Origin of the sequence: Aeromonas sp. Y311-2 (assembly GCF_027706025.1) — a bacterium.
GTDB lineage: Bacteria > Pseudomonadota > Gammaproteobacteria > Enterobacterales > Aeromonadaceae > Aeromonas > Aeromonas veronii.
In genome coordinates this window covers 107,959-122,931 of record NZ_JAPDCL010000009.1, presented here as the reverse complement: position 1 = coordinate 122,931, position 14,973 = coordinate 107,959, and the positions used below count along the sequence as shown (strand labels likewise).

Annotated in this window: 15 protein-coding genes and 1 pseudogene; 11 read left to right on the top strand and 5 right to left on the bottom strand. The window is 56.4% G+C overall.

The annotated features are described in order from the left end of the window. The first annotated feature begins 127 nt into the window (after positions 1–127). Both tpiA and pfkA read left to right on the top strand, forming a co-directional pair. The gene (tpiA, locus tag OKC42_RS10775; protein WP_005336839.1) at positions 128–883 is read left to right on the top strand and encodes a triose-phosphate isomerase; all 756 of its coding nucleotides are present in this window, start codon (positions 128–130) and stop codon (positions 881–883) included. A gap of 149 nt (positions 884–1,032) precedes the next feature. Continuing rightward, positions 1,033–2,004, top strand: coding sequence for a 6-phosphofructokinase (gene pfkA, locus OKC42_RS10770; RefSeq protein ID WP_005336840.1), 972 nt, complete (start codon positions 1,033–1,035; stop codon positions 2,002–2,004). 1,602 nt (positions 2,005–3,606) lie between these two features. On the opposite strand, the pseudogene OKC42_RS10765 reads toward pfkA, so the two are convergent. Next, positions 3,607–4,849 (bottom strand): annotated as a pseudogene (locus OKC42_RS10765) (dicarboxylate/amino acid:cation symporter). A gap of 270 nt (positions 4,850–5,119) precedes the next feature. Here OKC42_RS10765 and ppnP point away from each other — a divergent pair. The 3 genes from ppnP to OKC42_RS10750 all read left to right on the top strand — a co-directional run bounded on the left by ppnP (position 5,120) and on the right by OKC42_RS10750 (position 8,588). Beyond that, the gene (gene ppnP, locus OKC42_RS10760; RefSeq protein ID WP_021230003.1) at positions 5,120–5,404 is read left to right on the top strand and encodes a pyrimidine/purine nucleoside phosphorylase; all 285 of its coding nucleotides are present in this window, start codon (positions 5,120–5,122) and stop codon (positions 5,402–5,404) included. A gap of 152 nt (positions 5,405–5,556) precedes the next feature. Beyond that, positions 5,557–6,942: an L-serine ammonia-lyase gene (locus OKC42_RS10755; RefSeq protein WP_270819631.1), complete on the top strand. Its 1,386-nt coding sequence runs from the start codon at positions 5,557–5,559 to the stop codon at positions 6,940–6,942. A 275-nt stretch (positions 6,943–7,217) separates the two neighbouring features. Beyond that, positions 7,218–8,588: an L-serine ammonia-lyase gene (locus tag OKC42_RS10750; RefSeq protein ID WP_005336844.1), complete on the top strand. Its 1,371-nt coding sequence runs from the start codon at positions 7,218–7,220 to the stop codon at positions 8,586–8,588. Positions 8,589–9,443: 855 nt separating this feature from the next. Here OKC42_RS10750 and OKC42_RS10745 read toward each other — a convergent pair. After that, a complete protein-coding gene (locus OKC42_RS10745; protein WP_005360946.1) occupies positions 9,444–9,722 on the bottom strand; it encodes a YcgL domain-containing protein in 279 nt (92 codons plus the stop codon). 107 nt (positions 9,723–9,829) lie between these two features. Between OKC42_RS10745 and minC the strand changes: the two genes are divergently transcribed. The 5 genes from minC to mtgA all read left to right on the top strand — a co-directional run bounded on the left by minC (position 9,830) and on the right by mtgA (position 12,949). Beyond that, a complete protein-coding gene (gene minC / locus OKC42_RS10740; protein WP_058056865.1) occupies positions 9,830–10,549 on the top strand; it encodes a septum site-determining protein MinC in 720 nt (239 codons plus the stop codon). An 18-nt stretch (positions 10,550–10,567) separates the two neighbouring features. Then, on the top strand, positions 10,568–11,380 hold the full coding sequence (gene minD / locus OKC42_RS10735) for a septum site-determining protein MinD (protein WP_005336847.1): 813 nt from the start codon (positions 10,568–10,570) through the stop codon (positions 11,378–11,380). A gap of 2 nt (positions 11,381–11,382) precedes the next feature. Continuing rightward, the gene (gene minE / locus OKC42_RS10730) at positions 11,383–11,649 is read left to right on the top strand and encodes a cell division topological specificity factor MinE (RefSeq protein WP_005336848.1); all 267 of its coding nucleotides are present in this window, start codon (positions 11,383–11,385) and stop codon (positions 11,647–11,649) included. Between the two features lie 197 nt (positions 11,650–11,846). Beyond that, complete coding sequence (locus tag OKC42_RS10725; RefSeq protein ID WP_005352317.1) at positions 11,847–12,173, top strand: HI1450 family dsDNA-mimic protein; 327 nt, start codon at positions 11,847–11,849, stop codon at positions 12,171–12,173. After that, positions 12,158–12,949, top strand: a complete 792-nt coding sequence (gene mtgA / locus OKC42_RS10720) for a monofunctional biosynthetic peptidoglycan transglycosylase (protein WP_199428271.1) — start codon at positions 12,158–12,160, stop codon at positions 12,947–12,949. Before OKC42_RS10725 ends, mtgA begins: the two co-directional genes overlap by 16 nt. Positions 12,950–12,952: 3 nt before the next feature. Here mtgA and OKC42_RS10715 read toward each other — a convergent pair whose 3' ends face one another. Further along, positions 12,953–13,081, bottom strand: a complete 129-nt coding sequence (locus OKC42_RS10715; RefSeq protein ID WP_265177014.1) for a hypothetical protein — start codon at positions 13,079–13,081, stop codon at positions 12,953–12,955. A gap of 147 nt (positions 13,082–13,228) precedes the next feature. Between OKC42_RS10715 and OKC42_RS10710 the strand changes: the two genes are divergently transcribed. Then, on the top strand, positions 13,229–13,552 hold the full coding sequence (locus OKC42_RS10710) for an HI1450 family dsDNA-mimic protein (protein ID WP_005336851.1): 324 nt from the start codon (positions 13,229–13,231) through the stop codon (positions 13,550–13,552). Between the two features lie 55 nt (positions 13,553–13,607). Here the strand turns inward: OKC42_RS10710 and OKC42_RS10705 are convergent, their stop codons facing one another. Both OKC42_RS10705 and OKC42_RS10700 read right to left on the bottom strand, forming a co-directional pair. Continuing rightward, positions 13,608–13,919, bottom strand: a complete 312-nt coding sequence (locus tag OKC42_RS10705) for a DUF1289 domain-containing protein (protein WP_110303768.1) — start codon at positions 13,917–13,919, stop codon at positions 13,608–13,610. Position 13,920: 1 nt separating this feature from the next. Further along, positions 13,921–14,781, bottom strand: a complete 861-nt coding sequence (locus tag OKC42_RS10700) for a CvfB family protein (protein WP_005336853.1) — start codon at positions 14,779–14,781, stop codon at positions 13,921–13,923. Between the last annotated feature and the right edge of the window lie 192 nt (positions 14,782–14,973).

Sequence of the window (14,973 nt, the reverse complement as noted above, 5' to 3'; positions counted from 1 at the left end):
GCGTTTCATTCCTGATTTGGATCAGGAAAGCGAAAAAAAATTACGTCATTTGCCGCCGGGTCAGCTATCTTGGGCTCGGTTCAATTCATATAATGTCGCGCAATCAAATGCCTAGGAGATATACAAGATGAGACAGCACCTGGTAATGGGTAACTGGAAACTGAACGGCACCAAGGCTTCTGTAGAAGCTCTGATCAAAGGACTGACCCCGGCTGCTGCCGCTCATCCTTCTGTGCAAGTCGCCGTCTGCCCGCCGGTTATCTTTTTGGGTCTGGTTGAGCAACTGACCGCTGGCAGCAAGATTGCCTACGGTGCCCAGAACGCTGACGTTCACGAGTCTGGTGCCTTCACCGGCGAAAACGCCCCCTCCATGCTGAAAGCCTTTGGTTGCACCTACTCTCTGGTCGGCCACAGCGAGCGTCGTACCCTGCACGCAGAGACTGACGACGTGGTTGCTGCCAAGTACGAAGCGATCCAGAAAGGCGGCCTGGTGCCGGTTCTGTGCATCGGTGAAACTCTGGAGCAGTTCGAAGCCGGCGTGACCAAGAACGTGGTTGAGACCCAGCTGAAAGCCGTTATCGACCGTTGCGGCATCGCTTCCTTCAACAACGCCGTTATCGCTTACGAGCCGGTATGGGCCATCGGTACTGGCAAGACTGCCACTCCGGAGATCGCTCAGTCCGTTCACGCTCACATCCGTCAGTACCTGGCCGGTTTTGATGCCGCCGTTGCTGCCAAAGTACAGATCCTGTACGGCGGTTCCGTCACTGGCGCCACTGCAGCCGATCTGTTCGGTCAGCCGGACATCGACGGTGGCCTGGTCGGTGGTGCGTCCCTGAAAGTGGACGACTTCTCCCAGATCATCGCTGGCGCTGCCAAGTAATCGCTGATTACGGCAAAGAGAGGGGCTCGTCCCCTCTCTTGTATCGCTTTTCCTATGGTGGCCCCCGCATCCCATATGAAAGCCGATATAGTAAAAGTGGCTTGTCTATTTAAACATTCGTATTTGACAACTCAGATCCAGAGGCACTCATGACCAAACAAATCAAACGTATTGGTGTTTTGACCAGTGGTGGAGACGCACCGGGTATGAACGCAGCCATTCGCGCCGTGGTTCGCGCCGGTTTGCATCATGGCCTGGAAGTTTACGGTATTTATGATGGCTACCTCGGTCTGCACCAGGATCGCATCGTCAAGCTGGAGCGTCACAGCGTCTCCGACGTGGTGAACCGTGGTGGTACTTTCCTCGGCTCCGCCCGTTTCCCTGCTTTCAAAGACCCCGCTGTGCGCGCCGAAGCGATCGAAAACCTGAAAAAACACGGTATCGATGCGCTGGTCGTCATCGGTGGTGACGGCTCCTACATGGGGGCCAAGAAGCTGACTGAAGAGGGTTTCCCCTGCATCGGCCTGCCGGGCACCATCGACAACGATATCGCCGGTACCGACTTCACCATCGGCTTTGATACTGCCCTGAACGTGGTAGTTGACGCCATCGACCGTCTGCGCGACACCTGCAGCTCCCACCACCGTATCTCCGTGGTCGAGATCATGGGTCGCCACTGTGGCGATCTGGCCATGTCTGCTGCCGTTGCCGGTGGTGCCGAGTATGTGATCGTGCCGGAAGTAGCCTTCGACAAAGAGAAGCTGCTCAAGCAGATCAAGGAAGGCGAAGCCAAGGGCAAGAAGCACGCCATCATCACCATCTGCGAGCACGTTACCGACGTGAACGCGCTGGCCAAGGACATCGAAGCCCTGACCGGTCGTGAAACCCGCGCCACCATCCTGGGTCATATCCAGCGTGGCGGTGCCCCGACTGCCCGTGACCGCATCATGTCCAGCCGTATGGGTGCTTACGCCGTTGAGCAGCTGCTGGCTGGTCACGGTGGTCGCTGCGTCGGTATCCAGCGCAACGAGCTGGTACACCACGACATCATCGACTGCATCGAGAACATGAAGCGTCCGTTCGATCAGGAGCTTTACAACCTCTCCACCACCCTGTTCTAAGCCTCGCAGCTTTTTACCGGCTGTTGATGACAAAAACCCTCCATCGGAGGGTTTTTTAATATCTTGCAAAAACGGGTGCATCGGCACGCTGTGTGCCCCTCACCATACGGGTTGCCTGATCCCCAACCCTTGCTCCGTCTGACGGATCGTTAACGTCCACCTCCTCGCACCAACCGATATCAGCCAAAGATACCGTTCCGGTATTGTCGTGGATCTTTTATCACTGCGAACCGGATTGCGTTGACCTGTGCTCTGTCGACCCTGAAACGAGCTTGTTCAGCCTCCTCGTCATACGCCGCTTTTTATATCTCAATCTTGTAGAAGGGATTCAGATATCTTCCCCAACCATGCTCCGGCGCTGCTCTCGTATTGCACTCACATGACTCACGCAGGTGCACCGCCCACGCAAATCGCTGCTCGCACCCAGCCCAGCTCAGCCAGAGAGTGCGCCTCTGGCCGATTACGCACCTCACTCTTGCTGCGGCCATGTCTATTCCGAGGCCGGCGGGAAAATTGGCGGTGATAAAACAGCCAGCTGCCACTCTGTATCCCCCGGATGCACCGATCTCCTCCCTATGAAGCCAGTATATTGCTGTAAAAATGCGGAGACTCCGGACTGATAAAGTGATGGTACGACAAGGGCTGGCAACCAGATTGTCTCGATAGACTTCTTTTGGATGAGCTATCTACGTCAGGAATCGTCAAACCATGGCCTTACACACTTTTTATGACCTCAATGGCACTGTTGCAAGGGTGAAAACTTATAAAACGCCACTTGAGCTCCATACAAAACCCTCCACAAAACCAACCAGCATCTCACCAACCAATTGAATTTAAATGAAATAATTATAAAAACAGAATCTTGAATGCCTACCATGCCAGATCAGGTGATAAAATCAGCTCAATATGACAAAAACAGCCACTTCAACCAACCAAAAACATAAAGTGGCTATTTTATCAATTTACACCTTGTTTTACCCCCTTGTTATGGTATCTTGACTACATCAACCAACAACTTAGGGAGAGAAAAATGAAAGAGTTTGTCGTTACTGCCGTTTTCACGGTGTTTTTCACCCTGGTTGCTGTCTCTCTGCCCTCACTGTCACAGTTCTGAGCCGGATAGAGAGGCATCAATCCGGACTGACCCTCTTTGCCATGTCTGTTTAATCGCCACCAACTGGCGCTTTTCAGTGACAATGCCGAGATGGTCAACATAGATATGATTTCATCACGTTGACGCTGTTTCTTTCGCCACAAGGGTGTAACCAGGATGGTTTAACCATATGGCCTGATGGAGTAGAACCAGCAGCAGATCATATCCGAGGGGAGCAAGGCTCCCCTTTTTGTTACCCGCCGTTTGACAATCCCCTACCCCGGCATCTACAACAGGCCGGTTGACGCCATACGGCCCATGCCCACAACTGATGTTTTCCCCTCCTGTACTCTCCATTCAACACAGCTACATCCGTCAGCAATCTCTTGTGCACACCTTTGCTCTGATACTTGTCCGGCAGATATAAAAAAGCCCCCGCCATCATGGCAGGGGCTCGCGTTACGCAGTATCAGCTTAGGGCTGTTATATCTCAGCCCAGTTCAAAGCAATTATGCCTTGTTCCAGCGCTGCGGGTCATATTCCGGGCTGAAGCGGTCAACAATGACAGCACAGGCCGCATCGCCGGTGATATTGAGGGAGGTGCGGATCATGTCGAACAGACGATCCAGCGCGAACAGCAGCGGCAACCCTTCGATGGGGATCCCGGCCGCCAGCAGCACGGCAACCACCAGGAAGCTTGGGCCCGGCACACCGGCCTGACCGATCGCCCCCAGAGTGGAGGTCACAATGATGGCCGCCCAGGCACCGACGCTCAGATCGATGTTGTAAACCTGCGCGAAGAAGATGGCGACCAGACCGTAATAGATGGCGTTGCCGCTCATGTTGATGGTGGCCCCCAGCGGCAGCACGAAGGAAGCGGTCGCGTTGGTCACTTTCAGATCATGCTCGCAGGTCTCCATATTGACCGGCAGGGTCGCCATGGAAGAGGCGGTGGAGAAGGCCACGATCTGCGGCTTCTTCATGGCAGAGAGGTATTTCATTACCGGCGTGTTGGAGAACATCATCACCAGCAGCGGATAGACCACAAAGCCGAAGATGAGGATGGCAGCCACATAGACCACGAACAGCTTGAGCACCAGGGTCAGCACATCGAAGCCATAGGTACCGATGGCTTCCGCCATCAGACCGAACACCCCGAGCGGCGCGATGATCATCACCTTGTTGATCATCCAGACGAAGGCATCCACCAGGGTATTGAGCCCATCGACCAGTGGCTTGGCCCGCTCGCGCGGCTGTTTGGCCAGCGCAATGCCGAGGAACATGCAGAACACCAGGATCTGCAGGATGTTCGCTTCGTTGAGGGAGTTGAAGACGTTGGTGGGGATCATGCCAAGCAGGGTGGCGACTGCATCCGGCAACGCCCCTTTATCGGCATAGTCACCGCCAAACATGGAGGCAACGGAAGCGAAATCAACCCCGACACCCGGTTTGAAGATCTGCCCCATCACCAGCGCCAGCAACACGGCCAACGCGGAGGTCACGAGGAAGAAGGCCAGCGTAGCCGCACCGATCTTGCCCGCAGCCGGGCTGGCGCCCAGATTGGCGGCGCCGGAGAGGATGGCAACCGCCACCAGCGGGATCACCAGCATCTTGATCAGCTGGATAAACAGGGTACCGAGCGGTGCAAACACGGTGGCTTGTTCACCCATGAACGCGCCGACCACTGCGCCCAGTACCATGGCGACCACAACCTGGAAGCCGATGATTTTTAATGAGTCCTTTAGTTAACACAATATGTTCCTTTATGTAGCAAAATTCACACTTTTCCCAGTGCAATTAACCAAACAGGGGAATGAGCGGCTGCCCATTCCCCTGTTTGCGCGTGTTATCTCACATTTAATTGCTGTTTTAAATCAGCAAATCATTAACCTTGGCTATTAATAAGTTTGCGAAAAAGTGAAGATTCAAAGCGGTCTCGGCGATTTTTACCTCATCCCCCATGACAACTGGCAAAAGATTGTGCTAGTTTGGCTGCACAAACGTACACACAGGGATGTAAAGATGCTGAAAGTTAACGAGTATTTCGACGGAAATGTAAAATCCATCGGTTTCGAACAAAAAGGCGATAAATCAACCGTCGGGGTGATGAACGCCGGTGACTACCTGTTCAACACCGCCGCCCCCGAACGGATGACAGTGATCAAGGGCGCCCTCACCATCCAGCTGGCTGATGAAGATGAGTGGCACACCTACAGCCAGGGTGAATCCTTCCTGGTGGCCGGTCACTCCTCCTTCAAACTGGAAGTGAAAACCCCCACCGCCTACCTGTGCGAATTTCTCGACTGATCAGGCCGGTTGAAGGGGATCAGCCCCTTCAACTTTCTTGGTCCCCCCAGCCCCATAATCTGTGTCCATGTCACAGCACCGCACATCCCCGCTTCCTATCCATGGCAAAAATCCTAGAATAAACAGACATAAACCATCACCGGATTGATGTCATGATCAGCGTGTTTGACCTGTTTTCCATCGGAATTGGCCCCTCCTCTTCCCATACCGTCGGCCCCATGCGTGCCTCCTATGCCTTCGTTCAGCAGCTCAAGCTGCAAGGCCATCTGCCGCAGATCACACGGGTCGAAGTGGAGTGTTACGGCTCGCTGGGCCAGACCGGTAAAGGGCACGGCACTGGCAAGGCGATCATTCTGGGGTTATCGGGCTTTGAACCGGAATCGGTCGATATCGATGCGATTCCCGCCATTCTGGCTCGAGTGGAAAAGGAACAGAACCTGCCGCTGGCAGGCGAACAACCAAGCCATTTTCCCCGCACCGGTGCCATCATCTTCAACCGCCGAAAAACCCTGCCGGCCCACACCAATGGCATGACTCTGCGGGCCTTTGATAAAGAGGAAAACCTGCGCTTCAGCCAGACCTACTACTCCATCGGGGGCGGCTTCATCATTGAAGAGAGCCACTTTGCCACCGCCAAAGAAGAGGCCGCCAAGTCTGATGCCGAGCACCCTGTCCCCTACCCGTTCGACAGCGGCGCCCAACTGCTGGCCCACTGTCAGGAGAGCGGCCTCTCCATCTCTGGGCTGATCCTGGCCAATGAGCGGGTATTTCACAGCGATGAGCAGATAAAAGCTGGGCTACGCAAGATCTGGCAGGCGATGCAGGGCTGCGTCGAGCGAGGCTGCAAAAGCGAAGGGGTGCTGCCGGGCGGCCTCAAGGTTCGGCGCCGCGCCCCGGGGCTGTTCCGCCAGCTCAGTTGCGAGACCAACTTCAACAAGGATCCGCTGATGGTGATGGAGTGGGTCGATCTCTTTGCGCTGGCGGTCAACGAAGAGAACGCCGCCGGTGGCCGGGTGGTCACCGCCCCCACCAATGGCGCTGCGGGCATCATCCCCGCCGTGCTGCACTACTACGATCGCTTCGTGCACAAGGTGGATGACGAGACGCTGATCCGCTACTTCCTCACCGCGGCTGCCATCGGCATCTTATATAAGAAGAACGCCTCCCTCTCCGGGGCCGAAGTGGGCTGTCAGGGTGAAGTGGGAGTCGCCTGTTCCATGGCGGCTGGCGCGCTGACCGAACTGCTGGGTGGCAGCCCGGCCATGGTGGAGAACGCCGCCGAAATAGGCATGGAGCACAATCTCGGCCTCACCTGCGATCCTATAGGCGGACTGGTGCAGGTGCCCTGCATCGAGCGCAACGCCATGGGGGCGGTCAAGGCGATCAATGCCGCCCGCCTCGCCCTGCGCGGCACCGGTGAGCACAAGGTGTCACTGGACAAGGTGATCAAGACCATGTGGGAGACCGGCAACGATATGAAGACCAAATACAAGGAGACGGCCCGTGGCGGCCTCGCCGTTAACATTACCGAATGTTAAAAAACGGCAAATGACTCCATTTGGTTCCGAAATGCCCGGCATCGCCGGGTATTTTTATGGGCAAACGCTTAACAAAATGGATAAGCACAAAAATAAATTTTATACTCGCGCCTCAGATTCAACAAAAATAGATCTATTTCAACTTTTTTTAGGTCTGGAACCGTTACACTACGGTTATCTGGTTCTGTGACCTGCGCTGACAAGCGCGCTCCATGGATCTCCCAAATTTCTGTGAGTGGGCATGCCGCCCCCTTCTACCCTGAGGTAATAGTGACATGATCAGCGTTTTTGATATCTTCAAAATCGGTGTAGGCCCCTCTTCTTCCCACACTGTTGGCCCGATGAAAGCGGCCAAACAGTTTGTTGACGAGCTGCGCGCGGGCGGCAAGATCCGCGATGTAACCCGGATCAATGTCGATGTCTACGGCTCCCTCTCCTGGACTGGCAAAGGCCACCATACCGACACTGCCATCATCATGGGCCTGGCTGGCAACCTGCCGGAAAATGTTGATATCGATGCCATCCCCGAGTTTATCTCCCGTGTTGAGCAGACCGAGCGCCTGCCGATCGGCCTGCACTGCCACACCGTCAGCTTCCCGCGCGACGCCATGGTATTCCACGACGAAGCCCTGCCGCTGCACGAAAACGGCATGAAGCTGACTGCCCTGATCGAAGATGAAGTGGTTTACAGCAAGACCTACTACTCCATCGGTGGTGGCTTTATCGTTGACGAAGAGAACTTCGGCAAGGCTGACAGCGGCGACATGTCCGTACGCTATCCGTTCAAGAGCGCCGCTGAGCTGGTTGCCCATTGCAGCCAGACCGGTCTCTCCATCTCTGCCCTGATGATGGAAAACGAGAAGTGCTTCAACACTCCGGAAGAGATCTACAAGAAGTTCGGCAAGATCTGGAACACCATGCGTGAAGGTATCGAGCGCGGCTGCCGTACCGAAGGTGTTCTCTCCGGCCCGCTGCGCGTACCCCGTCGTGCCGCACCGCTCTACCGTCAGCTCAACACCAACGAGAACCTCTCGAGCGACCCGATGAACATCGTTGACTGGGTCAACATGTTCGCTCTGGCCGTGAGTGAAGAGAACGCTGCCGGTGGCCGAGTGGTCACTGCCCCGACCAACGGCGCTGCCGGTATCATCCCGGCCGTACTGGCTTACTACGACAAGTTCATCCAGCCGGTTGGCCGCGACGAGTACACCCGCTTCTATCTGGCTGCCGGTGCCGTCGGCATCCTCTACAAGATGAACGCCTCCATCTCCGGCGCCGAAGTGGGCTGTCAGGGTGAAGTGGGTGTCTCCTGCTCCATGGCCGCTGCCGGTCTGACCGAGCTGATGGGCGGTAGCCCGGAGCACGTCTGCGAAGCTGCCGAGATCGGCATGGAGCACAACCTGGGTCTGACCTGTGATCCGGTTGCCGGTCAGGTACAGGTGCCTTGCATCGAGCGTAACGCCATCGCAGCCATGAAGGCTGTCAACGCCTCCCGTATGGCCCTGCGTCGTACCTCCAAGCCGCGCGTCTCCCTGGACAAGGTGATCGAGACCATGTACATCACCGGCAAGGACATGGACTCCAAGTACCGTGAAACCTCCCGTGGCGGTCTGGCCATCAAGGTGATGCAGGTTGCCTGCGAATAAATAGGGGTTGCGACCCTCATCTGAACAAAGGCGGGATATCCCGCCTTTTTTACTGCCCAGATGGGATGCCGGGCACTTAAACCGGCATACCGACCATTTCACTGTAGGGCGTCGCTGATATGTCCCTGCTACGCCACTGCGATGCTGATTGCTTTTTCTAAATACCTCTCCAATTACATACCTTGATTAACTCGTCTCAATGGATTGGAAGCGACGTTCTACCCTGCCAGTAACCTTTACCCGCTATCTTGCCCCTGTCACGGTTTCACAACTAATCGATATCGAGATGGCCCCTAAGCTCAATCCCCTCCACTTTGGGCATACCCTTGTTTGGCAAGACGCGGTTACCACTCCCCCTGCGGATTATCACGCCGCCACATTGATTTCCACCTATGTGGCACTTTCGTGATCAGGGCAAACAATCAAGCACACAAACAGGGGGTTAGCTCATCATTTTGGCCACAGCGCATCGCGCAAACTGGTTTTAGCACAATTATCATCGCCCTCTTTACGCGCCCTTTGATGGACAAATCATCACGCAGTGGAGGCCAAAAAAGCGCCCAAGGAAGAGGCTGAAAATAATCGATGAATGAGCCAATAGCCGTTGAAATGGAGGATATGAGTACGCGCCACTCGCTATTTTTGTGAGCGCCAGCAAAGGTTGAAGATATGGTGTTGGGGGCAGATTGACTTTCTATTTAAACAGCGAAAAGTGAATATCACCAAAGGGAGGGTTTAATTTGGCCAGATCCTGTCACGGGATTATCGCAAGCTACCTCTCCGGAGCCGGAATGCGTCATGCAGAGTCACAAAGAATTAGCCCCGCTGGGCAGAACGCACCACGGGGCTGGATATTCAGGATGGTTTTTTCAGGCTGGCCTTGTGCTGCTCCAGCAAATTCTCAGGGGGCGGCGGCACCTGCAGGTAGAACCCCTGGTTGGTCAGCGCGGCCATCACCTTGCCGACATCAGCCAGACCCAAGGGCTTGGCCGGATCCAGCTTGGTCATCAGCACCAGCTCGGGACGCCCGAATGCGCTCAGCAATGGCTCGGGAACGCGGGAGAAATCCTCTCTTTTTTCAACAAAAAGGTAGGTCTCGGCTTTTTTGCGACTTTTATAGACTGCACACAACATGGAAATTGATATAATCCGACGAGTTTATTGCCTCTGATGGGGGCAAACTATAACATCAGGAATTGAATAACAATAACGGATTAGCATCTCTGCCTCGGGGAAGATTCATGGTTGAGCGCGATAACGAATTGAAAGGGACCACCTTCACTATTTCTGTGTTGCATATCAGCGATGGCGAGCCTGAGCGGATACGTCAGTTGTTGGCCGAAAAAGTGGCCCAGGCACCCTACTTTTTTAATTGTGCGCCGCTGGTGATCAATGTTTCCCGACTGGAACATATTCCCGATTTCGAACAGCTCAAGGAGCTGGTGGAGTCCGAAGAGTTTGTGCTGGTCGGCATCACGGGGGCGCGCAGTGAAGAGATGAAGACAGCCGCCAAGGCGGTGGGACTGGCAGTGATGGCCTCGGGCAAGAGTCGCAAGAGCGAACCGGAACCCGAGCCTGCCCCCGCGCCAGCCGCGCCTGTGGTGGTTCCCGAGCCCGAACCCGCCCCCTTGATCCCGAGCAAGGTACATGTGGGACCGGTTCGTTCCGGCCAGCAGATTTACGCCGCCGGCACCTCGCTGGTGGTGCTGGGGTCCGTCAGTCCGGGAGCCGAAGTGCTCGCCGATGACAGCATTCATATTTATGGCACCCTGCGTGGCAGAGCCATTGCCGGTGCCCGGGGAAACACCCAGGCCCGGATCTATTGCCAGCAATTACAGGCCGAGCTGCTCTCCATCGCGGGCACATTCCAGCTGAGCGATGCATTGCCGGCAGGCCTGATCCAGCAACCGGTACACGTCCGGCTGGACAATGAACAACTCCGAATAGACCGTATCAAATAGAGTTACAAGGAAGCGAGAATGGCGCGAATCATAGTCGTTACATCGGGTAAAGGTGGCGTTGGCAAGACCACAACCAGTGCGGCCCTGAGCACCGGCTTAGCCCAGCGTGGTCACAAGACAGTGGTCATTGACTTTGACATCGGTCTGAGAAACCTGGATCTCATCATGGGCTGCGAGCGGCGCGTGGTGTATGACTTCGTCAACGTCATCAATGGGGAAGCAAACCTCAATCAGGCGCTGATCAAGGACAAACGCTCGGAAAATCTGTTTATCCTGCCCGCCTCCCAGACCCGAGACAAAGATGCCCTCACCCGTGAGGGGGTCGAGAAGATCCTGGATCAACTGGCAGAAATGAAGTTCGATTACATCGTCTGCGACTCCCCGGCGGGGATCGAGGCAGGCGCGCTGATGGCACTCTATTTTGCCGATGAAGCGATCGTCACCACCAACCCGGAAGTCTCTTCCGTGCGTGACTCCGACCGCATCCTTGGCATCCTGGCCTCCAAGTCCCGCCGCGCCGAGCGTGGCGAAGACCCCATCAAGGAGCACCTGCTGCTGACCCGCTACTGCCCGACCCGCGTCAACCGCGGCGACATGCTGAGCGTGCAGGATGTGCAGGAGATCCTGGCCATCCCGTTGCTCGGGGTGATCCCGGAGTCCCAGGCGGTGTTGCGCGCCTCCAACTCCGGCGAACCGGTCATTCTGGACAAGGAGTCCGATGCCGGTCAGGCCTACGAAGATGCGGTGTCCCGCCTGCTGGGCGATGCCAAGGAATTTCGTTTTCTGGAAGAAGAGAAGAAGGGCTTCTTTAGCCGACTGTTCGGGAGTTAAACATGTCATTATTGGATTATTTTCGTTCCAACAAGAAACAGAACACCGCACAACTGGCCAAAGAGCGGTTGCAGATCATTGTTGCTCACGAGCGTTCATCCAGAGGGGGGCCGGATTACCTGCCCCAGCTCAAACAGGACATCCTCGATGTGATCCGCAAATACGTCAACATTGATCCGGAGAAGATAACCGTCCAACTGGATCAGAAGAGTGATGAGCTGTCGGTACTGGAGCTCAACATCACCTTCGCCGATGACAAGAAGGGATGAGCTGACGCCCTATGCGTGACCCCTTCCCCCAATGAAGACCGGATCCTGTCACTGGATCCGGTTTTTTATTGGCACAAAAACAGGCCACAGCGGCTCGCCTCATCTCGCCAAGGGGTCTGCCGACCGCTAGAATAGCGCCGCCCCGCAGGCAGTGATCTGCGCTGGCACCTTTTTCTCTTTTCTGGAACAGACCGCTTATGTCTATGAATGACGAAATGCACAGCGTCGAGGAACTGCTCGATACCGCCCTCGAACTCTTTATGGAGCTGGCCTCTGACAACCTGCCGGAGCAGGAGATCGCCCGCTTCAATCAGGAGTTCAACGATCGCGGCCTGCTGGCCGAAACCGACCCGGCCGATGACTGGGAAGCGGACGTGGGTTTTGCGGTGAGCGATACCGACTATGCCGAGATCTGGGTAGGCCTTGGCAATGAAGAACAAGAGTATGAGCACTTGTTTGCCCGTATGCTGCTCTCCCGCCGTGTTGACGAGAAGTTTTGCCACATCGAATGGTTGCCCCAATAATTCCGGATCCCGATGATCCCAGCCACTATCAGTGGGAGTCTGACCCTGACTCTGTGGCCCCTGAGCGTCCATCTGCATCCCTTGGGCGCCGGGTGTTGAGGTGGGCAGGCAAGATCGCGCTGGCCGGGCTGCTCTGCTCGGTTGGCTCGGTCGCCTTACTCCGTTTTATCGATCCGCCGATGTGGAGCTGGCGTATCGAGCGGGCCCTCTTTCCGCCCGCCAAGATCACCCAGGTGCGCCATGAATGGGTAGATCTGGAGTCCATCTCCAAAGAGCTGCAACTGGCGGTGATCGCAGCCGAGGATCAGCGCTTTGCCGATCACAACGGCTTTGACATGGATGCCATCAACGCCGCGCTCAAGCACAACCAGCACAGCGAACGGGTGCGCGGTGCCAGCACCCTCAGCCAGCAGACCGCCAAGAACCTCTTTATGTGGAGTGATCGCAGCTTCCTGCGCAAGGGGCTGGAGGCCTGGTTTACCCTGCTGATGGAGCTGGGTTGGGACAAGGCCCGTATTCTCGAGGTCTATCTCAATATCGTGGAGTTCGGCCCCGGCATCTATGGCGCCGAAGCAGCTGCCCGCACCTACTTTGGCAAACCGGCCAGCCGCTTGACCCGCTACGAGTCATCCCTGCTGGCCGCCGCCCTGCCCAATCCGTGGCGCTATCGGGTCAAGCCCCCGTCACCCTATGTGCAGAAGCGTTCGGTCTGGATCCGCCGCCAGATGGGGCAACTGGGCCAGATCACCCTCAATCGGGTGCATCAGGCCGACTGATCCTCAGGGCTCATCGGGTTTCTCCGGTGGGCCCAGATGGCCGCCCACCGTCTCGTGGTGGAGTGGCAGATAGTGCCACCACCAGGCCTCGCGCCGTCGCTTGATCTGTTGCCGCCGTCCCCGCTGCTTCATCCCCTTACTCCCTGCCAGATGATCCGCGCCTTAACCATACTCCCCCAACGGCAACTTGGACAGGCCAGCCACGCCCGGCGTACTGGTCTGGCCGCCACAGCCAATAATTGTTACAGTAGCGAACCTCGATGTATCTGGAGTGATTTCATGGAACAGCGTACCCCGGATCAGCTGGTCGAATGGGCCTATGATCAGTTTCTTGAGCAGGCCGCCGATATGCTGGCCCCCGAACAAATAGTCGACATCACCCTGGAGTTTGAGCAGCGTGGCGCCGTGGAGGCAACCCTGCCCAATGCCGACTGGTCGACCGAGCTGGGTGAGCCGGTCGATATGGAGCGCTGGGTCGAAGTGTGGGTCGGTTTGCTGGATCATCAGGATGAGTTTGAGGTGATCTTCGCCACCTTCCTGCTGCCCCGTCTGCTGACCGAAGATCAAGTGCATGTGCGCTGGCATCGCCAGCAGCAGGCATAAAAAAGGCGCCATCGGCGCCTTTCTTGTTTCTGTGCACTCTTATTGCTGTTCTCTGCTAATCCTGCGCCGCGATGGCCTTGGCCAGACAGCGGCGGCACCAGCAAGCGCTGGCCTCCTGCATCGGCATTGCCGGCAACTGGCTGCACCAGCACTGGGCGATGGTCTGACCGGCAGAGACGGCGCAATAGGCCGGTTCGCCACAACCCGGACAGCGGTGGGTGCTTTTCGAGCCATTCAGCTCGGCCATCACCGCCAGCTGGGCCTTGCTATCCATCGCCGACCAGTGGCCGATCTCGGTCAGGGTGCGGCCACAACCAAGGCAAAGCCCATCTTTCGCCTTGCAGAGGCCAACACAGGGACTCGGCATCTTATTCGCTATCCACTGCCGAGTCGGTCTCTGTGGCCACCAGAGTGATGGCGTTATCTTCGATGACAATCTTGCCCTGCTTGTAGAGGCCGCCGATCGCCTTCTTGAAGGTGCCCTTGCTCATGCTGAACAGCTTGTAGATGAGCTCGGGTTCGCTCTTGTCACCCACCGCCAGACTGCCGCCCTGCTTTTTCATCCGGCTCAGAATGCGCTCACCAGCGTCATCAACCCGCGCCAGACCCGGCTTTTGCAGGGTCAGATCGAGCTTGCCATCTTCGCGCACCTGCTTGACCCAGGCGGTTTGCGGCCGACCGGTCATCACCCGGCCAAACACTTCGTTCTTGAACAGCATGCCGGGATACTGACCGTTGACGATCACCTTGATGCCAAGGGGCGAGTGCTCTCCCGGCAGCGCGGTCACTTCGTCACCGACCTTGAAGTTGCTGCCGGCCGGGGTCAGGAAACGCTCGATGCGGCTGGTGCCGACCATGCGCCCTTCGTTATCCAGTTGCAGACGCACCAGATAAACGTGGCCCACCTGCATCGGCTTGTTCTGCTCGCGGCTCGGCACAAACAGATCCTTTTTCATGCCCCAGTCGAGGAAAGCACCAATCTTGTTGGCATTGACCACTTTCAGACCGGCAAATTCGTCCACCATGGCAAATGGCTTGTCGGTGGTGATCACCGGCTCGCAATCGGCATCTAGATAGAGGAAGACCTGCACGCTATCCCCCTCTTTCACCCCTTCCGGCAGTTGACGTTTGGGCAGCAGCAGTTCACCGTACTCATCGGCCGCAAGCCAGGCGCCACGATCTTCGAGTTCAACAACGGTGAGGGTGTTCATCTTGCCAATCTGTATCATGGTGCTCTCTTTTTTCATTACCCGGATGGGCCAACTGAACATGGCCCCTATGGGCGCGCATGTTACCTCAAGAGCGGTGATCCGGCCTAGTCCCCAAGCCACCACTGGCCGCTCTTTCGCCCTTATCTTATCCGCCAATGGTGATTAAATCGCCAAACAGGCGGCCATTTGCTGCAAATAACCCCACTTTTA

Excerpts from the sequence above, each read along its gene's own strand:
- minD (WP_005336847.1), top strand. The coding sequence starts at position 10,568 with ATGGCGCGAATCATAGTCGTTACATCGGGTAAAGGTGGCGTTGGCAAG.
- OKC42_RS10705 (WP_110303768.1), bottom strand. The coding sequence starts at position 13,919 with ATGCCGAGTCCCTGTGTTGGCCTCTGCAAGGCGAAAGATGGGCTTTGC.
- pfkA (WP_005336840.1), top strand. The coding sequence starts at position 1,033 with ATGACCAAACAAATCAAACGTATTGGTGTTTTGACCAGTGGTGGAGAC.
- tpiA (WP_005336839.1), top strand. The coding sequence starts at position 128 with ATGAGACAGCACCTGGTAATGGGTAACTGGAAACTGAACGGCACCAAG.
- minE (WP_005336848.1), top strand. The coding sequence starts at position 11,383 with ATGTCATTATTGGATTATTTTCGTTCCAACAAGAAACAGAACACCGCA.
- OKC42_RS10700 (WP_005336853.1), bottom strand. The coding sequence starts at position 14,781 with ATGATACAGATTGGCAAGATGAACACCCTCACCGTTGTTGAACTCGAA.
- minC (WP_058056865.1), top strand. The coding sequence starts at position 9,830 with ATGGTTGAGCGCGATAACGAATTGAAAGGGACCACCTTCACTATTTCT.
- OKC42_RS10710 (WP_005336851.1), top strand. The coding sequence starts at position 13,229 with ATGGAACAGCGTACCCCGGATCAGCTGGTCGAATGGGCCTATGATCAG.
- ppnP (WP_021230003.1), top strand. The coding sequence starts at position 5,120 with ATGCTGAAAGTTAACGAGTATTTCGACGGAAATGTAAAATCCATCGGT.
- OKC42_RS10725 (WP_005352317.1), top strand. The coding sequence starts at position 11,847 with ATGTCTATGAATGACGAAATGCACAGCGTCGAGGAACTGCTCGATACC.
- OKC42_RS10755 (WP_270819631.1), top strand. The coding sequence starts at position 5,557 with ATGATCAGCGTGTTTGACCTGTTTTCCATCGGAATTGGCCCCTCCTCT.
- OKC42_RS10745 (WP_005360946.1), bottom strand. The coding sequence starts at position 9,722 with ATGTTGTGTGCAGTCTATAAAAGTCGCAAAAAAGCCGAGACCTACCTT.
- mtgA (WP_199428271.1), top strand. The coding sequence starts at position 12,158 with ATGGTTGCCCCAATAATTCCGGATCCCGATGATCCCAGCCACTATCAG.
- OKC42_RS10715 (WP_265177014.1), bottom strand. The coding sequence starts at position 13,081 with ATGAAGCAGCGGGGACGGCGGCAACAGATCAAGCGACGGCGCGAGGCC.
- OKC42_RS10750 (WP_005336844.1), top strand. The coding sequence starts at position 7,218 with ATGATCAGCGTTTTTGATATCTTCAAAATCGGTGTAGGCCCCTCTTCT.